Source organism: Methanobrevibacter smithii ATCC 35061, assembly GCF_000016525.1.
Classification (GTDB): Archaea; Methanobacteriota; Methanobacteria; order Methanobacteriales; family Methanobacteriaceae; genus Methanocatella; species Methanocatella smithii.
Genome location: NC_009515.1, coordinates 634,687 through 648,916, shown reverse-complemented (window position 1 = coordinate 648,916; position 14,230 = coordinate 634,687). Strand labels below are relative to the sequence as shown.

19 protein-coding genes and 1 tRNA gene are annotated in these 14,230 nt (G+C 32.8%); 17 read left to right on the top strand and 3 right to left on the bottom strand.

Translation table 11 applies throughout. The annotated features are described in order from the left end of the window. Positions 1-21 precede the first annotated feature (21 nt). A complete protein-coding gene (locus MSM_RS03365; RefSeq protein ID WP_011954033.1) occupies positions 22-1,140 on the top strand; it encodes an ORC1-type DNA replication protein in 1,119 nt (372 codons plus the stop codon). Positions 1,141-1,143: 3 nt separating this feature from the next. Here the strand turns inward: MSM_RS03365 and MSM_RS03360 are convergent, their stop codons facing one another. Together MSM_RS03360 and MSM_RS03355 are read right to left on the bottom strand one after the other, a co-directional pair. Then, positions 1,144-1,440, bottom strand: coding sequence for a zinc ribbon domain-containing protein (locus MSM_RS03360; RefSeq protein WP_004032431.1), 297 nt, complete (start codon positions 1,438-1,440; stop codon positions 1,144-1,146). A 71-nt stretch (positions 1,441-1,511) separates the two neighbouring features. Next, the gene (locus tag MSM_RS03355; protein ID WP_004032430.1) at positions 1,512-1,691 is read right to left on the bottom strand and encodes a hypothetical protein; all 180 of its coding nucleotides are present in this window, start codon (positions 1,689-1,691) and stop codon (positions 1,512-1,514) included. A gap of 93 nt (positions 1,692-1,784) precedes the next feature. Between MSM_RS03355 and MSM_RS03350 the strand changes: the two genes are divergently transcribed. From MSM_RS03350 to MSM_RS03310, 10 genes are all read left to right on the top strand, one after another. Continuing rightward, positions 1,785-2,207 (top strand): archease, encoded by a 423-nt coding sequence (locus MSM_RS03350; protein ID WP_004036467.1) that lies wholly within the window; start codon positions 1,785-1,787, stop codon positions 2,205-2,207. Between the two features lie 36 nt (positions 2,208-2,243). Beyond that, positions 2,244-2,564, top strand: coding sequence for a hypothetical protein (locus MSM_RS03345; RefSeq protein ID WP_004032428.1), 321 nt, complete (start codon positions 2,244-2,246; stop codon positions 2,562-2,564). A 240-nt stretch (positions 2,565-2,804) separates the two neighbouring features. Further along, on the top strand, positions 2,805-4,253 hold the full coding sequence (locus MSM_RS03340) for an RtcB family protein (protein WP_004036471.1): 1,449 nt from the start codon (positions 2,805-2,807) through the stop codon (positions 4,251-4,253). Positions 4,254-4,259: 6 nt separating this feature from the next. Continuing rightward, a complete protein-coding gene (gene mtnP, locus MSM_RS03335; protein ID WP_004032424.1) occupies positions 4,260-5,018 on the top strand; it encodes an S-methyl-5'-thioadenosine phosphorylase in 759 nt (252 codons plus the stop codon). A gap of 58 nt (positions 5,019-5,076) precedes the next feature. Next, positions 5,077-5,646, top strand: a complete 570-nt coding sequence (locus MSM_RS03330) for a flavodoxin family protein (RefSeq protein WP_004032423.1) — start codon at positions 5,077-5,079, stop codon at positions 5,644-5,646. A gap of 1 nt (position 5,647) precedes the next feature. Beyond that, positions 5,648-5,971 carry a NifB/NifX family molybdenum-iron cluster-binding protein gene (locus MSM_RS03325; protein ID WP_011954032.1) on the top strand — a complete coding sequence of 108 codons (324 nt, stop codon included), beginning with the start codon at positions 5,648-5,650 and terminating at the stop codon, positions 5,969-5,971. A 127-nt stretch (positions 5,972-6,098) separates the two neighbouring features. Beyond that, positions 6,099-6,452 (top strand): hypothetical protein, encoded by a 354-nt coding sequence (locus MSM_RS09055; RefSeq protein WP_029143417.1) that lies wholly within the window; start codon positions 6,099-6,101, stop codon positions 6,450-6,452. Further along, a tRNA-Thr gene (locus MSM_RS03320) sits at positions 6,443-6,515 on the top strand. Before MSM_RS09055 ends, MSM_RS03320 begins: the two co-directional genes overlap by 10 nt. A gap of 29 nt (positions 6,516-6,544) precedes the next feature. After that, positions 6,545-6,907 (top strand): hypothetical protein, encoded by a 363-nt coding sequence (locus MSM_RS03315; protein ID WP_011954031.1) that lies wholly within the window; start codon positions 6,545-6,547, stop codon positions 6,905-6,907. Positions 6,908-7,357: 450 nt separating this feature from the next. Next, positions 7,358-7,939, top strand: a complete 582-nt coding sequence (locus MSM_RS03310; protein WP_004032420.1) for a 30S ribosomal protein S3ae — start codon at positions 7,358-7,360, stop codon at positions 7,937-7,939. 68 nt (positions 7,940-8,007) lie between these two features. Here MSM_RS03310 and MSM_RS03305 read toward each other — a convergent pair whose 3' ends face one another. Next, positions 8,008-8,646 carry a LemA family protein gene (locus MSM_RS03305; RefSeq protein ID WP_004032419.1) on the bottom strand — a complete coding sequence of 213 codons (639 nt, stop codon included), beginning with the start codon at positions 8,644-8,646 and terminating at the stop codon, positions 8,008-8,010. Positions 8,647-8,739: 93 nt separating this feature from the next. On the opposite strand from MSM_RS03305, the gene MSM_RS03300 reads away from it, so the two are divergent. The 6 genes from MSM_RS03300 (at position 8,740) to MSM_RS03275 (ending at position 14,227) form a co-directional block, all read left to right on the top strand. Then, on the top strand, positions 8,740-9,438 hold the full coding sequence (locus tag MSM_RS03300; RefSeq protein ID WP_011954030.1) for a TIGR00297 family protein: 699 nt from the start codon (positions 8,740-8,742) through the stop codon (positions 9,436-9,438). A 36-nt stretch (positions 9,439-9,474) separates the two neighbouring features. Continuing rightward, positions 9,475-9,663, top strand: a complete 189-nt coding sequence (locus MSM_RS03295; RefSeq protein WP_011954029.1) for a hypothetical protein — start codon at positions 9,475-9,477, stop codon at positions 9,661-9,663. 71 nt (positions 9,664-9,734) lie between these two features. Next, complete coding sequence (locus tag MSM_RS03290) at positions 9,735-10,973, top strand: 2,3-bisphosphoglycerate-independent phosphoglycerate mutase (protein WP_004032416.1); 1,239 nt, start codon at positions 9,735-9,737, stop codon at positions 10,971-10,973. Then, positions 10,951-12,324, top strand: a complete 1,374-nt coding sequence (glmM, locus tag MSM_RS03285; protein WP_004032415.1) for a phosphoglucosamine mutase — start codon at positions 10,951-10,953, stop codon at positions 12,322-12,324. The genes MSM_RS03290 and glmM overlap by 23 nt, the downstream gene beginning before the upstream one ends. A 125-nt stretch (positions 12,325-12,449) precedes the next feature. Further along, complete coding sequence (gene glmU / locus MSM_RS03280) at positions 12,450-13,739, top strand: bifunctional sugar-1-phosphate nucleotidylyltransferase/acetyltransferase (protein ID WP_011954028.1); 1,290 nt, start codon at positions 12,450-12,452, stop codon at positions 13,737-13,739. Positions 13,740-13,750: 11 nt separating this feature from the next. After that, entirely contained in the window at positions 13,751-14,227 is a 477-nt protein-coding gene (locus MSM_RS03275; RefSeq protein WP_004032413.1) for a gamma carbonic anhydrase family protein, read from the top strand. Positions 14,228-14,230: the final 3 nt, after the last annotated feature.

Below are 14,230 nucleotides of genomic sequence, written 5' to 3'. Positions count from 1 at the left end.
TTTATAATAGTTTAAATATAAATGATAAGTATGGGAATTGAAGATATTTTAATGCATGATGAAAGTCTTTTTCAAAATATAAATGCTTTTGATCCAGATTATGTGCCTCCAAATTATAATTATAGGGACAGGCAAATGGAAGCTATGGCAATGGCAATCAGACCGGCTATAAGTGGAGGTCAACCATCAAATTCCGTTGTTTTAGGTTCATGTGCAACCGGAAAAACAACAGCTATCAGAAAAGTATTTGAATTAGTTGAAAAGACTACAGAAAAAGTTGTTTGTGTTTATATAAACTGTCAGCTTCATACAACACGTTTTGGAATATTTTCACAAATATACAAAAAGTTGTTTGGCCATATTCCTCCGGAAACAGGAGTTCCATTTTCAAGAATTTATGACCAGATCATGCATAAACTTCAATCAGATAAAAAAGCATTAATCGTTGCATTGGATGATGTCAATTATTTGTTCCAAAGTAAGGCAGCTAATAAAGTATTTTATGATTTGTTAAGAGCATATGAAGAATATCCTGGTGTTAAAACCGGAATTTTTGCAATATTGTCTGATCTTGAATTCAGATATGCCTTTGATAAAAACGTAAACACGGTTTTCATACCTCAGGACATTACATTTCAGCCATATACTTACTCAGAAATTGAAGATATATTAAGAGACAGGGTAAATGCAGGATTTTTCCCGGGAGTAATGGGTGATGAAATATTGGAATTGGTAGCTATGCATACCTATGATGTAGGTGATTTGAGAGTAGGTATCAATCTTTTACGCTCTTGCGGTAATATTGCTGAGGCTGATGCCTCTAGAGAAATCACTGAAGAACATTTCCAAAAAGCAGTTGATTCTTTAGTTTCAGTGCAAATCTCAGAAACTTTAAAATCATTAAATGACACCGAAAAGGCATTATTAAAAATAATTTCAGATTCAGATAAGATTTTCACAGCTGGAGAATTATCTGAACTGTTTAAAGAAAAAGAAAATGTAAGTTATGCTACCTTTAACAGAACCCTTGAAAAATTGGAGTTTTTAAGATTAGTTGATACAAAATTCACAGGAAAAGGATCAAGAGGAAATTCCAGAGAAATTATTTTACGTTTTAACCCATGTGATTTCAAATTATGAAATTCATTTCCATCTTTTAAGTTGTGGAAATGCTTCATTTAACATTTTTCTAGCTGTTTTTTCATCCATATCTGTATTTTCGACAGTTTTCGGAACACAAAAATCAATCATTTCTTCCATAGATATATCTGCTGTAAATTCACCATTTTCATAGCAGTAAATGCAGTAATCTTCGTTTTTACTGCCGTCTTTGTTGCTGCCGTATAATTCTTCAGTCATGGGCATTGCACATGACTGACAAAACTTCATATCTGAATCAAATTTCATATTAATCATCTCTGTAACATTAGATTTTTGCATGGGTCAACCTGTTTTGATCTAATGCTTTTTCTGCGCCAAGGGTTTGGTAGCATATAATCAGAAAAAACCAATTATACTAAATTGGGATTTTGCGCAGTTACAACAGAGATTATTGATAAAAGCAATACCATCATTATAACAAGTATCACCATGCAAGCTTGAATATTATAGTTACTATATTCTATTTCATCCATTATAGAACTTTTCTTTCTTAAATCAGCTTTTATTGTGGTATCTGAATTTTTTAACATTTCTATCACATCGCTAAATTAATATTGTTTGAAAGTGTAATATAAAGAAAGAGAGACACCCCATTTGAAAAGTAATATTTTAGGAAAAAAACTATGAAAAAATTTGAATTTTTTGATGTAACTGCAGATATTGGATTTTATGCATATGGAAACAACTTAAACGAAGCTTTTGAAAATGCAGGATTGGCATTATTTAATATAATTTCCAAAACAGATAATATAAATCCAATAACTTCCAAATCATTTGAAATAACCTCGGAAGACAAAGTTTCATTATTATATGATTTTTTAGAGGAACTTTTATTTTTGCATGAAATAGAATTCATGTTATTTTCAGAATTTAAAGTCATGATTGATAAAATAGATGACGGATATCACTTAAATGCAACAATTGAAGGCGAAGATATTAATTGGGATAAACATTACCGCGGCGATGAAGTTAAGGCAATAACATTTCACAAAATGAATATTGTTGAGGGGAATGCTGTAAAACTTTCAGCAATTGTTGATTTATGAAAACATATATAATGAATTATAGTTAAATAATTAAATATGCAAAGAAGAAAATCAGTTTCAAGAATATTTGAACTAATTGTAGGTGGCTTAGGGGCACTTGTAAGTTTGGTTTCTAGTTCATTTATTTTATTGATTGGAAGTTTTGGATTTGGAGCAACATCCTTTTTAGGACTTATAGCTACTCTTGGATCATTTTTAGGTATTTTTGCATCTATTCATGTATTTAAAGATAGTGATGTTGGAGGATTCCTGTTTATTGTTTCTGCAATCTTGGTTCTGCTGGGATCTACTTTCTTTGGTGTTCTTGGAGCATTGCTGCTGTTGGTTGCAGGAATATCTGCTTTATTTAGAAAATAAAAATTTTCTTAATAAAGCTTTTGTAAATAAACAATTAATCTTTAAGAGATTTTATTTTTCTCAATTTGCCGGTGAGGTTTATGGCCTCATTTAACTTGTTTTTTTTTAGACTGTAAAAAAGAGGTTTTTTGTTGCCGATTTTATTTTTTGGAGTAATTTTTTTATTAATTTCATTCTGTTTTCTACCAAAAAATTATTTATTGTCCTATTATAAATATTATAAAATAGTTTGTGATTTTTATGAGTATTAAAGATAACATTAAAAAAGTTAGAGATAACGTATACGAAGTTCCAGGAAGCGTTAATAAAAAAATGAGAGCTTCTGGAAGATTGTATCTTGATGATGAAAGTTTTGAAGCTTTGGAAGATGGGGCTATTGACCAGATTGTAAATATTGCATGTCTTCCAGGTGTTCACAGATATGCAATCGGTCTGCCTGACATTCATTTCGGATATGGATTTCCAATAGGTGGGGTGGCAGCATTCAATGAAAAAAATGGAATTGTCTCTCCTGGAGGAGTAGGTTTTGACATTAACTGTGGAGTCAGATTAATAAAAACCAATCTTAAACAAGCAGACATTGAAGACAAGCTTGATGAATTAATTGAAGCATTGTTTAAAAACATTCCGTCTGGTGTAGGAAGCAAAGGAAAAATCAAGCTTAAAGAAAATGAAATAGATGATGTTTTAAATTTCGGAGCTGAATGGGCTGTAGAAAATGGCTACGGGTGGAAAGAAGATTTGGAAGTTTTAGAAGAAAACGGAAGAATCAAAGAAGCAGACTCAGCTAAAGTCAGTGACAAAGCTAAAAGAAGGGGAATACCTCAACTTGGTTCTTTAGGTTCTGGAAATCACTTTTTAGAAATTCAGGTTGTTGATGAAATATATAATGATGAAGTGGCTGGTGTATACGGACTTGAAAAAGGAATGGTTGTAATAATGATTCACAGCGGTTCAAGAGGCTGCGGACATCAGGTATGTTCTGATTATTTAAGAGTAATGGATAAAGCTTATAAAAATCACCAAATAGATCTTGCAGACAGACAACTGGCCTGTGCACCATTTGATTCAAGGGAAGCTCAGGACTACTTAAAAGCTATGTATGCTGCAGCTAATTATGCATGGGCAAACAGACAGATGATGACTCATTGGATAAGGGAAACCTTTGAAGACATTTTAGGAAAATCCGCTAAAGATATGGAAATGGACATTGTTTATGATGTAGCTCACAACATTGCTAAACAGGAAACACACAAATTCAAAGGCAATGACATTAAACTGGTGGTACACAGAAAAGGAGCTACCCGTGCATTCGGACCTGGAAGTGAAGAAATTCCTGAAAAATACAGGGAAGTTGGTCAGCCGGTATTGATTCCTGGAACAATGGGAACAGCATCCTATGTATTGCATGGAACACAAACAGCAATGGAAGAAACATTCGGATCCACTGCACATGGTGCCGGAAGAGTTTTATCAAGGTCACAGGCTAAAAAAGACTACAAACCTGAAGAAATCAAAAACACTTTGGCTGCAAACGGAGTAAAAATCAGAGCTACAACTGAAAATGTAATAGCTGAAGAGGCACCTGGGGCATACAAAGATGTGGACAGTGTAGTTAAAATATCTGACAGTACAGGAATAGCTAAACTTGTTGCAAAAGTAAAACCGTTAGCTGTTACAAAAGGATAAGATAAGATGATTGGAATTATTGGCGGCAGCGGAGTTTATGAAATAACTCAGAAGGCAGACAGTGTTGAAAAAAAGTTAGTCAAAACAGACTATGGGGAAGTTGAAGTTTCTATTTTGGATATATTCAATAAAACAGTAGCTTTTATTCCAAGACATGCTGCAGGACACAGTATCCCTCCACATAAAATCAATTTCAGAGCTAATATTGATGCACTTAGGAATGTAGGTGTTACACAGATAATAGCTACCAATTCTGTTGGGTCTATGAATCTGGAAATGCCTCCTGGATCATTTGTCATTCCCGATGACTTTTTAGATTTTACAGAAAACAGGGATAAGACATACTTTGAAGACCATGTTGTTCATGTAGATGTAACTGAACCTTATTGCAGTCGTCTAAGGGATATAATGGCTGACTGTGGGGAAGTTATTACTGGCGGAACATATGTGTGTACACAGGGACCCAGATTTGAAACACCTGCTGAAATCAAAATGTTCAAACTTCTTGGAGGGGATTTGGTAGGTATGACTGGAGTTCCTGAAGTAACATTGGCTCGTGAAAGGGCAATTTGTTACAATTCCATTTGTATAGTTTCAAATTATGCATCAGGCATTTCTGAAGATAACTTGACCATTGATGAAGTATTTGAAATGGTTAAGGCTAAAGAATCAGATTTGCTTGAATTGATTTATGAAATCATCAGGAATTTAGACGACGATTTTGATTGTCCTTGTCGCCATGCTTTAAATGGTGCTGAAGTTTAAATTCTTTTTTCAAAAAGATTTATTATTTATTTAACAAAATTTTATTTAGGTTGATGTTATGGCAAAAGTTATATTATTAAATTCCAGTCCTCGAGCTAACAGTAACACTCAGGATGTTCTGGAAGTTTGTGCTGAAGAAATTGAGAAAAATGGTGTTGAAGCTGAAATCATATCCTTAAGAGGAAAACAGATACAGTCATGTGTTGCATGTAACGGATGTGCAAAAACAGGAAATTGTGTTTTAAATGACGGTTTGGATGAAATCATTGAAAAAATCAGACAGGCTGACGGATTTATTCCTGCAGCACCAGTTTACTTTGGAACTGCAAGAGGAGACATAATGGCTGCTCTTCAAAGGATAGGTAAAGTTTCAAGAGGAAACGACAAATTTTTAGAATGGATGGTTGGAGGTCCGATTGCTGTTGCAAGGCGTGGAGGACAGACTTTAACCTTACAGGAAATGACAATGTTTTTCCCGATTAACAATATGATAATAGCCGGAAGTACTTACTGGAACATGGTATTTGCAGGTCCTGAAGGTACAGCTTTAGATGACAGTGAAGGAATAGCCACTATTAAGTTATTTGGTCAGAATGTTGCCAATATAATTAAAAAATTAGTTGATTAAAATGAGAATTGCACTTGCATCTTCCAATGGAGATATTGTTGATTTGCATTTAGGAAAAGCAGTATCATTAGTTATTTATGATGTAGTTGACAATGACTTTGATTTTGTTGAAACAAGAAAATTGGCTATTGATAAGGACGCCAAACATCAGGGCGGTGATGTTATTCAAGAATGCAATGACTGTGATGTTATAATTTCTACAAAATACGGATTCAAATCCAAAATTAAGGCAGAGGATGCAGGAATTAAGCTGGTTAGTGATGAAGGTCCTGTTGAGGAAGTTTTACAAAGATATATTGATCACTACAATTTCATGAATAGCTGATTTTCTCTTTTTATTTTTTTAACAAGTTTTATATATGGTAGTCACGATATTATTATTATGGAAGACTTATGTACTATTGTTTTGGGAGTGCTTATTGCACTGGTAATATTTTCTATTTGCGGATAATATGGAAAATAAAACAAATATTGTAATATTGGTTGTTGTATTAGCTGTTTATGGCTTGAATCAGCTGGTTTTGAAGAATTTGGGAATTCCATTTTTCAATAATTATCTCAATGATCTGCTGGCTGTGCCATTATTTTTCGCTTTAATAAACAGCATTTCATTATACAGGTCAAATATGCAGGTGACATCCTTAAAATATCTGACTTTAATTACAATATTTCTATCTTTTTTAGGTGAGTACATAGCTATTTTTTTAAGACCTGGAAGTGTTTCTGACTGGTGGGATGTTGTGTGTTATTTTATAGGAATGTTTGTATATTACTTAATTACAAATATAATAGTTAAGCCTATATAGTTCAGAAGGTAGAACGATTGACTCGTAATCAATAGGTCTGGGGTTCGATTCCCCATGTGGGCTTTTTAAAAAATCAATTGGAGGTTGCTTTAATGGAATCTAAAGATTTGATTATAATAATCTGTGCAATTATTGTCGGGGCATGCATTATAGCATTTGCAATTGCTTTTGCTGATGATATCCATGATGATGAAGACGATACTGTGTCTACTAACTGCACTGCTGAAAATCTAACCAATAATACAACTGCAAACACAAGTGACAACACTAAGCCGAATTCAGGAGTTTATGTTGTAAGTGAAGTGGTAAAATATAATTATCAGGCAGATGACGGCAGCTATTATCGTGAAGTAACTTATTCTGATGGTGGTTTTAGACAGTACAATACGTCTAGCGGAAAATTAATCGGGTCCAGCTATGCTTCAGACCAGAAATATTTGCCTAGTATGGAATAAGGAGTTTTAATACTCCTTATTTTCCAACTAGTGTTATGAAATCATATTTTTATTTTGTTTTAATGTGTTTTTACTATTTTAAAATGATATTATAATCATTCTTTTTGTTTAGTTTGTAATAACTAAGGTTATAAATTATATGGAATAAATGTTTAGTCATTTAACAAGCTTTATATATCATGAAGAAAAGAAGTAATAATAACCTTTAAGGGCGGATTTTAATAATTTAAAACTTTATAATGTATTGTTCTTTAAAATAAGTGAGTAAAACTCACAGTAGTCGATTAACGGATTATAAAACTATAATCAATTATAATCTTATTTTATATTCTGTATTGTGTTTAATTTAACAGGTACGGTATTTGGTGGACTATTTTTAAATTTACTATAGCGATAGCTATATTTTTAACGATAATAAAATTTACGGAAAAACTATAAAAGGTTGATATAATGGCAAAAGCAAAAGCAAGACGTAGAGTACGTGACACATGGAAAGAAAAATCTTGGTATACTATTAAAACACCAGTAAACTTTGAAGACAAAGAAATTGGAGAAACTCCAGCAAGAGACCCTGATTATCTCATCGGTAGGGGAGTAGAAGTTACTATGAGGGAATTGTCTGGTGACTTTTCCAAACAATACATCAAACTCAGGTTTGAAATTGATAATGTAGCAGGAGATGTTGCAAACACCAAATTTACTGGTCACAAAACTACTACTGATTATGTAAGAAGTATGATTAGAAGAGGAACCAGTAGAATCGATGCTTCTTCTGTTGTTAAAACTAAAGATGATCGTAAAGTTAAACTTCATGTACTTGCAGTAACTACCAGAAGAGCTAAATCTTCCCAACAAAAATACATGAGACAAGTTATCAATGATTTATTAGCTGAAACTGCAGCAGAAAAATCTTTCGATGAATTAATAAAACTTGTTGTTAACGGTAAATTAGCATCTGAAGTTTATCACAATGCTAAAAAAATCTACCCTCTTAAAAGAGTGGAAATTATCAAAAGTAAAGTATTAAACTAAATACTTTTACTTATTTTTTTCATTTCATTATATCACAATGTTATATTTCATTGTAAAAAAATAATAAATTAAAACTCCACATTCGGTACAGTTTTTTCATCTTCAGGAATTTCAATAAAGTTTGCAGTTTTAAATCCGAATAACTGTGCAACTAAATTGCTTGGAAATTGTTCACAGCTGTTGTTGTAGACTAAAACATAATTATTGAAGCTTTCTCTATAAATGGCTATTTTATCTTCACTGTCGCTTATTTGTCTTTGCAAATCCAAAAAGTTTGAATTGGCTTTTAGTTCAGGATACTTTTCAGCTATTGCAAATAAATTAACAAGACTTCGGGATAGCTGGGAATTTGATTTTTGTATGTCTTCTATATTTCTTGCATTCATTAATGAAGCTCTGGCCTGACTTACCTGAGTAAATGTGTTATGTTCGTGTTTTGCATAACCTTTAACAACTTCCACAAGATTTGGAATTAGGTCGGTTCTTCTTTTTAACTGAACATCAATTTTACTCCAGGAATTTTTTACCCTGTTTCTTTCAGTTACTAAGTCATTGTAAATTGAAATGGTGTAGTTAATGATTCCTGCAATTATTATTAAGGTAATTAAAGCATAAATGAAACTTCCTCTTCCTGGAATTGCAATTTCAATTTCAAAACTTACAAATAAGATAGCCAGTACGATAATTATTTTATATAATGTTCTCATAGAATAAATTATGGTTAATATATTATATTAATTATATGGTTAAATTAGGTAGCTTTTTATATTATCCTTTAGAAATATTATTGTGTTGATAATATGGTTGAAAAGTTAATAATGATTAATTGGGGTTATGTTCTAATCCTGTTTTTATTGGGATTCTTAACATACAAAAGAAAATCCTTAGACGCTCTTGGATCAGTTGTTATGATTATTATGGGAGTTATCATTATTTTCTCAGCAGGATTTAACTGGTTATTATTAATTTTAATATTCCTTATTTTAAGTTTGGCGGCTACAAAATTCTCAAAATCCTATAAAAAATCTTTAGGGGAATTTGAAGGTAGAAGAACTTCTAAAAATGTTATTTCAAATGGTATTGTAGCAGTTATGATGGCTGCATTTGGAGGTTATTACTTATCATTTGTCGGAGGATTTATTGGGGCAATAGCTACTGCAACAGCAGATACTTTAGCCAGTGAAATAGGAGTATTGCATCAGCCTAGATTAATTACTACTTTTAAAAAGGTTGAACCTGGAACTGACGGCGCAGTATCTGTTTTGGGAACTGTTGCAGGTATGATTGGTGCAGCTATTGTTGGTATTTGTGCTTATTTGCTTGGAATTATTAATGATTCTGTTTTAGCTATTATTTTAGCAGTTATTCCTGGAACATTAGGTTGTTTTATGGACAGTATCCTTGGAGCAGTCTTTGAAAGAAAAGATTTGCTTACAAATGAACATGTAAATCTTATAGCTACTATTACCGGAGCTTTAATCGGTATTTTACTTGTTTAATTAATTATTTTAATAAGTTAAAACAGATAGTAAATCATGTCTGTAGTAGAGTTTAATTTTGATATTGCTGTTTCAACACTTATTGCAGTAATTATTGCAGTATATTATAAACGCAGGTATGGTGATGAGATTTTTAAGGATAAACGTACCTGGGTTAAGATACTTGTGCTGTTTTTTGTTGCAAATTTAATTAAAGTTTTAATTAAACCTTTAATAGGTTTCTAAAATCTGATTTTTTTAAATAATTTTATAACTATTGAAAAATATATTTAAAAGTATTATATTAAGGTGACATTATGAAGGGAATAGTTTTAGTTATGGATGGTATGGGGGACCGTCCACTTAAAGAATTTGATAATCAAACCCCTCTCCAAGCAGCCAATACTCCGAATATGGATGAAATGGCTAAAAATGGTATAACTGGAATTATGGATTCAATAGCTCCGGGAATTATACCTGGTAGTGACACTGCTCATTTGTCTATTTTAGGTTATGACCCTTACGAAGTATACACAGGAAGAGGCCCTTTTGAAGCGGCTGGTGTTGGAGTAGATGTTATTCCTGGAGATATTGCATTTAGGTGTAATTTCTCAACAGCTGATGAAAATGGTATAGTTACTGACAGACGTGCAGGAAGAATCAGAGAGGGAACTCATGAAATCGTTGAAGTGTTAAATACAATGGTTTTGGAAGATTATCCTGATATTAAAATTATTTTTAAGGAATCAACTGGTCACAGAGCAGTTTTAGTATTAAGAGGTGAAGGTCTATCTGATAAAGTAAGTGATGCTGATCCTAAAGTGGAAGGAAACAAACCTAAAGAAGTTATACCTTTAGATGATTCAGTTGAAGCTAAAAAAACTGCAGATATTTTAAATAAATTGGTAGTTAAATCTTATGAAATGATTAAAGACCATCCTGTTAATTTGGAAAGAATAGAAAACAATGAACCTCCTGCAAATATTATAATTCCACGTGGTGCAGGTGAAGTTCCGGTTGTAGAAGCTTTAAATGACAAATATGAAGTTAATTCTGCATGTATTGCTGAAACTGGTCTTATTATGGGAATAGGAAGATTTGCCGGTATGGATATTATTGAAATGGAAGATGTTACTGGTGGAATTGACACCAATTTGGAAAATATCAGAGACACAATTATTGACCAGGTTAAAAATTCAGACCATGACTTTTTCCTGATAAATATTGATGGGGCAGATGAAGCAGGTCATGACGGGCAGGCTGTTGAAAAACGTGACTTCATTGAAAAAGTTGACAGGGTTGTTATGAGTGAACTTAAAAAACTTGAAGATGTTTATATTTTCTTGACTGCTGATCATTCAACTCCAATTTCTGTTTTAAACCACTCAGGAGATCCTGTGCCGGTTATTATTACAGGACCTGAAGTAAGAGTGGATGATGTTTGTGAATACTCTGAAGTAGCTGTTGCAAAAGGAGGGCTTTGCAGAATTAGAGGAGCAGACGTTATGAACATCATGATGGATTTAATGAACTATGCTCATAAGTTTGGAGCTTAAAAGAGTTGATTCAATGGCTGTTAAAAAACTGTTCGGAACTTCTGGAATTCGGGGGAAAATAAATTCTGAAGTTACATGTGAACTTGCATTAAATGTCGGTAAATCATTAGCTTGTTATTTGGGTAATGAGGGAACGGTAGTTTTAGGTTATGATACAAGAACTACTAATGTGATGCTTGACCAGGCTATTTGTGCAGGTTTGCTTGAAAGCGGAGTAGATGTAATTAAAATAGGAATGGTTCCAACTCCTTTGGTAGGTTATGCTACTGATAAATTAGGTGCTGATGCTGGAGTAATGCTGACTGCATCACATAATCCTTCACAGTACAATGGAATTAAAATTTGGAATGCTAACGGAATGGCATACACTTCAGCTCAGGAAGCTAAAATTGAAGAAATCTACTCAAATGAATCTTACACTTCAGTAAGCTGGGATAAAGTAGGTAGCTTAAGAGTTAATGAGGAAATTAAAGGAAGATATATTGATGATCTGGTAGGTATGGTAAATATTAAGCCAGGTTTAAAGGTTGTCATTGATTGTGCTTCAGGGGCAGGAAGTGAAATATCTCCTTTGGTATTTAGAAAAGCGGGCTGTGAGGTAACAACTCTTAATTCTCAGCCGGACGGTTTTTTCCCAGGAAGAAATCCTGAACCGAATGCAGAAAACCTGCAAAATCTGATGAAAACTGTAGTAGCCATTGGTGCAGACCTTGGAATTGCACACGACGGAGATGCAGACAGAATGATTACAATTGATGAAAATGGTGATATTTCCCCATTCGACTCTTTACTTGCATTAATGTCTAAAGAATTTGACGGAGACATAGTCACTACTGTAGATGCAGGTTTATGTATGGATGAATCTGTAAAAGGTAATGTTTTAAGAACTAAAGTCGGAGATGTAAATGTAGCTGAAGTCATAATAGAAAAAGATGCTGCATTTGGAGGGGAACCTTCCGGAACCTGGCTGCATCCTGATTTTTGTATGTGTCCTGACGGCATACTTTCAGGTTTAAGGATGGCTGAACTTGTATCAAACAAAGGCAAATTGTCCGAATTGCTCTTAGAGATTCCGTCTTACCCAAATATTCGTGAAAAAATAATCTGTTCTAAAGAAGCCAAAACAGCCGTTATGGAAAATATGGAAGATTTATTAAAAGACAGTTTTGATGATATTAAGGAAATTAATTCTATTGACGGAGTCAGATTAACTTTCAATGATGATAGCTGGGTTTTAGTAAGGCCTTCAGGAACTGAAGATTATATTAGAATAACTTTAGAGTCTAAAGACAGCACAAAAGCTCAAGCCATTAAAGAAACATGTGTTAAAATCATAAAAGAAAATATTTAAATTCTTTTTCATGCAGCGGATTACTGCATGTTTTTTTTAATCTTCTTTTTTTCAATTAAAAAAATTAATTAATAAGTATAAACTTAACATATTATAATAGTTTATAAGTAATAACTTATGGGGTAATGAAATTGAAAGCTATAATTTTAAGTGCTGGTGAAGGTTCTAGAATGAGGCCATTAACCCTCACAAAACCTAAAACAATGTTGCCAGTAGCTGGAAAACCAATTATTCAGTACAATATCGAGTCTTTAAGAGATAATGGTATAACTGATATTTTGCTTATTGTACGTTATAAAGAAGAAATTGTTAGGAATTACTTTGGAGACGGAAGTGATTTCGGAGTCAATATTTCTTATAAAACTCAAAAAGACTTTTTAGGAACAGCTAATGCTATTTCATATGGTGAAGATTTTATTGATGATAGTATTATTGTTTTAAATGGAGATATTATACTTGATGATGAGATTATTCATGAAATAATTAAGAAGTACAATTATTTGTCACCTGATACTTTAATGCTTTTAACTGAAGTGGAAGATCCTTCAGCATTTGGTGTTGTTGAAATTGAAAACGGAAATATTAAAAACATTGTAGAAAAGCCAAAACGTGAAGAGGCACCAAGTAATTTGGTCAATGCTGGAATTTACATATTTAATAAGGATATTTTCGATAAAATCCGTGAAACAGAAATCTCTGAAAGGGGAGAATATGAAATTACTGATTCAGTATCTTTACAAATTGAAGATAATAAAACAGTTATCGGACATAAAACTTCTAAAGATTGGATTGATGTTGGCAGGCCATGGGAATTAATTGAAGTAAATGAAGAATTAATTGGCAAGCTTAAAACAGAAATTAAAGGAACAGTGGAAGCTGGAGCAGTTATTCATGGTGAAGTATTTTTGGATGAGGGAAGTGTTATTAAGGCTGGTGTTTACATTGAAGGAAATGTATATATTGGTAAAAACTGTGATATAGGTCCTAACTCCTATATTCGTGGAAATACTTACTTTGGTGATAATGTTCATGTTGGAAATGCTGTTGAGATTAAAAACTCAATTATTATGGAAAATACAAATGTTAGTCATTTAAGTTATGTAGGTGACTCTGTTATAGGTTCTAACTGCAATATAGCAGCAGGAACAAATATAGCTAATTTGCGTTTTGATAATGCAACCATTAAAACTAAAATTAAAAATCAGAAAATAGACAGCGGAAGACGTAAATTGGGAGCTATTATCGGTGATTCTGTAAAGACGGGTATTAACTCAAGTTTTTCTCCAGGTGTAAAAGTAGGCCATAACTCCACTATCGGATCAGGTGTGCTGTTATACGAAGATTTGCCTTCCGATACAAGAGTATTGGAAAAACAAACTCATATTATTCAAAAGAAAAAGAAAAAAATTAATTAAATGGTGATATTATGGAAAATAAAAAAGACTCTGTTGTAATATGTCCAGGTGCACAAGTACTCGGTGATGTTGAATTAGGTGAAGATGTATCAATTTGGCACGGAGCTGTTGTTAGAGGAGATGTGGATTCTATTAAAATAGGTAACAACTCTAATGTACAGGATAACTGTGTATTACATTGTACTGAAGATTTCCCGATAACAATTGGGGATAATGTATCTGTAGGTCATGGTGCTGTTGTTCATGGATGTACTTTGGAAGACAATGTACTAATTGGAATGAATGCAACTGTGTTAAATGGAGCACACATTGGTAAAAATTCTATTGTAGGGGCTGGAGCTGTTGTAAGTGAAGGTAAAGAATTCCCTGAAGGCAGTCTAATTTTAGGAGTTCCTGGCAAACTAATAAAGGAAGTTACTCCTGAACAAATTGAACATATTCAAGAAAATGCAGATAATTACAAAAAACTTTCAAAACAATATAAATAAGGT

What these genes read in the sequence shown, in the direction of transcription:
- MSM_RS03365 (WP_011954033.1), top strand. Translation starts at nt 22, where the DNA reads ATGATAAGTATGGGAATTGAAGATATTTTAATGCATGATGAAAGTCTT.
- MSM_RS03360 (WP_004032431.1), bottom strand. Translation starts at nt 1,440, where the DNA reads ATGCAAAAATCTAATGTTACAGAGATGATTAATATGAAATTTGATTCA.
- MSM_RS03355 (WP_004032430.1), bottom strand. Translation starts at nt 1,691, where the DNA reads ATGTTAAAAAATTCAGATACCACAATAAAAGCTGATTTAAGAAAGAAA.
- MSM_RS03350 (WP_004036467.1), top strand. Translation starts at nt 1,785, where the DNA reads ATGAAAAAATTTGAATTTTTTGATGTAACTGCAGATATTGGATTTTAT.
- MSM_RS03345 (WP_004032428.1), top strand. Translation starts at nt 2,244, where the DNA reads ATGCAAAGAAGAAAATCAGTTTCAAGAATATTTGAACTAATTGTAGGT.
- MSM_RS03340 (WP_004036471.1), top strand. Translation starts at nt 2,805, where the DNA reads ATGAGTATTAAAGATAACATTAAAAAAGTTAGAGATAACGTATACGAA.
- mtnP (WP_004032424.1), top strand. Translation starts at nt 4,260, where the DNA reads ATGATTGGAATTATTGGCGGCAGCGGAGTTTATGAAATAACTCAGAAG.
- MSM_RS03330 (WP_004032423.1), top strand. Translation starts at nt 5,077, where the DNA reads ATGGCAAAAGTTATATTATTAAATTCCAGTCCTCGAGCTAACAGTAAC.
- MSM_RS03325 (WP_011954032.1), top strand. Translation starts at nt 5,648, where the DNA reads ATGAGAATTGCACTTGCATCTTCCAATGGAGATATTGTTGATTTGCAT.
- MSM_RS09055 (WP_029143417.1), top strand. Translation starts at nt 6,099, where the DNA reads ATGGAAAATAAAACAAATATTGTAATATTGGTTGTTGTATTAGCTGTT.
- MSM_RS03315 (WP_011954031.1), top strand. Translation starts at nt 6,545, where the DNA reads ATGGAATCTAAAGATTTGATTATAATAATCTGTGCAATTATTGTCGGG.
- MSM_RS03310 (WP_004032420.1), top strand. Translation starts at nt 7,358, where the DNA reads ATGGCAAAAGCAAAAGCAAGACGTAGAGTACGTGACACATGGAAAGAA.
- MSM_RS03305 (WP_004032419.1), bottom strand. Translation starts at nt 8,646, where the DNA reads ATGAGAACATTATATAAAATAATTATCGTACTGGCTATCTTATTTGTA.
- MSM_RS03300 (WP_011954030.1), top strand. Translation starts at nt 8,740, where the DNA reads ATGGTTGAAAAGTTAATAATGATTAATTGGGGTTATGTTCTAATCCTG.
- MSM_RS03295 (WP_011954029.1), top strand. Translation starts at nt 9,475, where the DNA reads ATGTCTGTAGTAGAGTTTAATTTTGATATTGCTGTTTCAACACTTATT.
- MSM_RS03290 (WP_004032416.1), top strand. Translation starts at nt 9,735, where the DNA reads ATGAAGGGAATAGTTTTAGTTATGGATGGTATGGGGGACCGTCCACTT.
- glmM (WP_004032415.1), top strand. Translation starts at nt 10,951, where the DNA reads ATGCTCATAAGTTTGGAGCTTAAAAGAGTTGATTCAATGGCTGTTAAA.
- glmU (WP_011954028.1), top strand. Translation starts at nt 12,450, where the DNA reads ATGAAATTGAAAGCTATAATTTTAAGTGCTGGTGAAGGTTCTAGAATG.
- MSM_RS03275 (WP_004032413.1), top strand. Translation starts at nt 13,751, where the DNA reads ATGGAAAATAAAAAAGACTCTGTTGTAATATGTCCAGGTGCACAAGTA.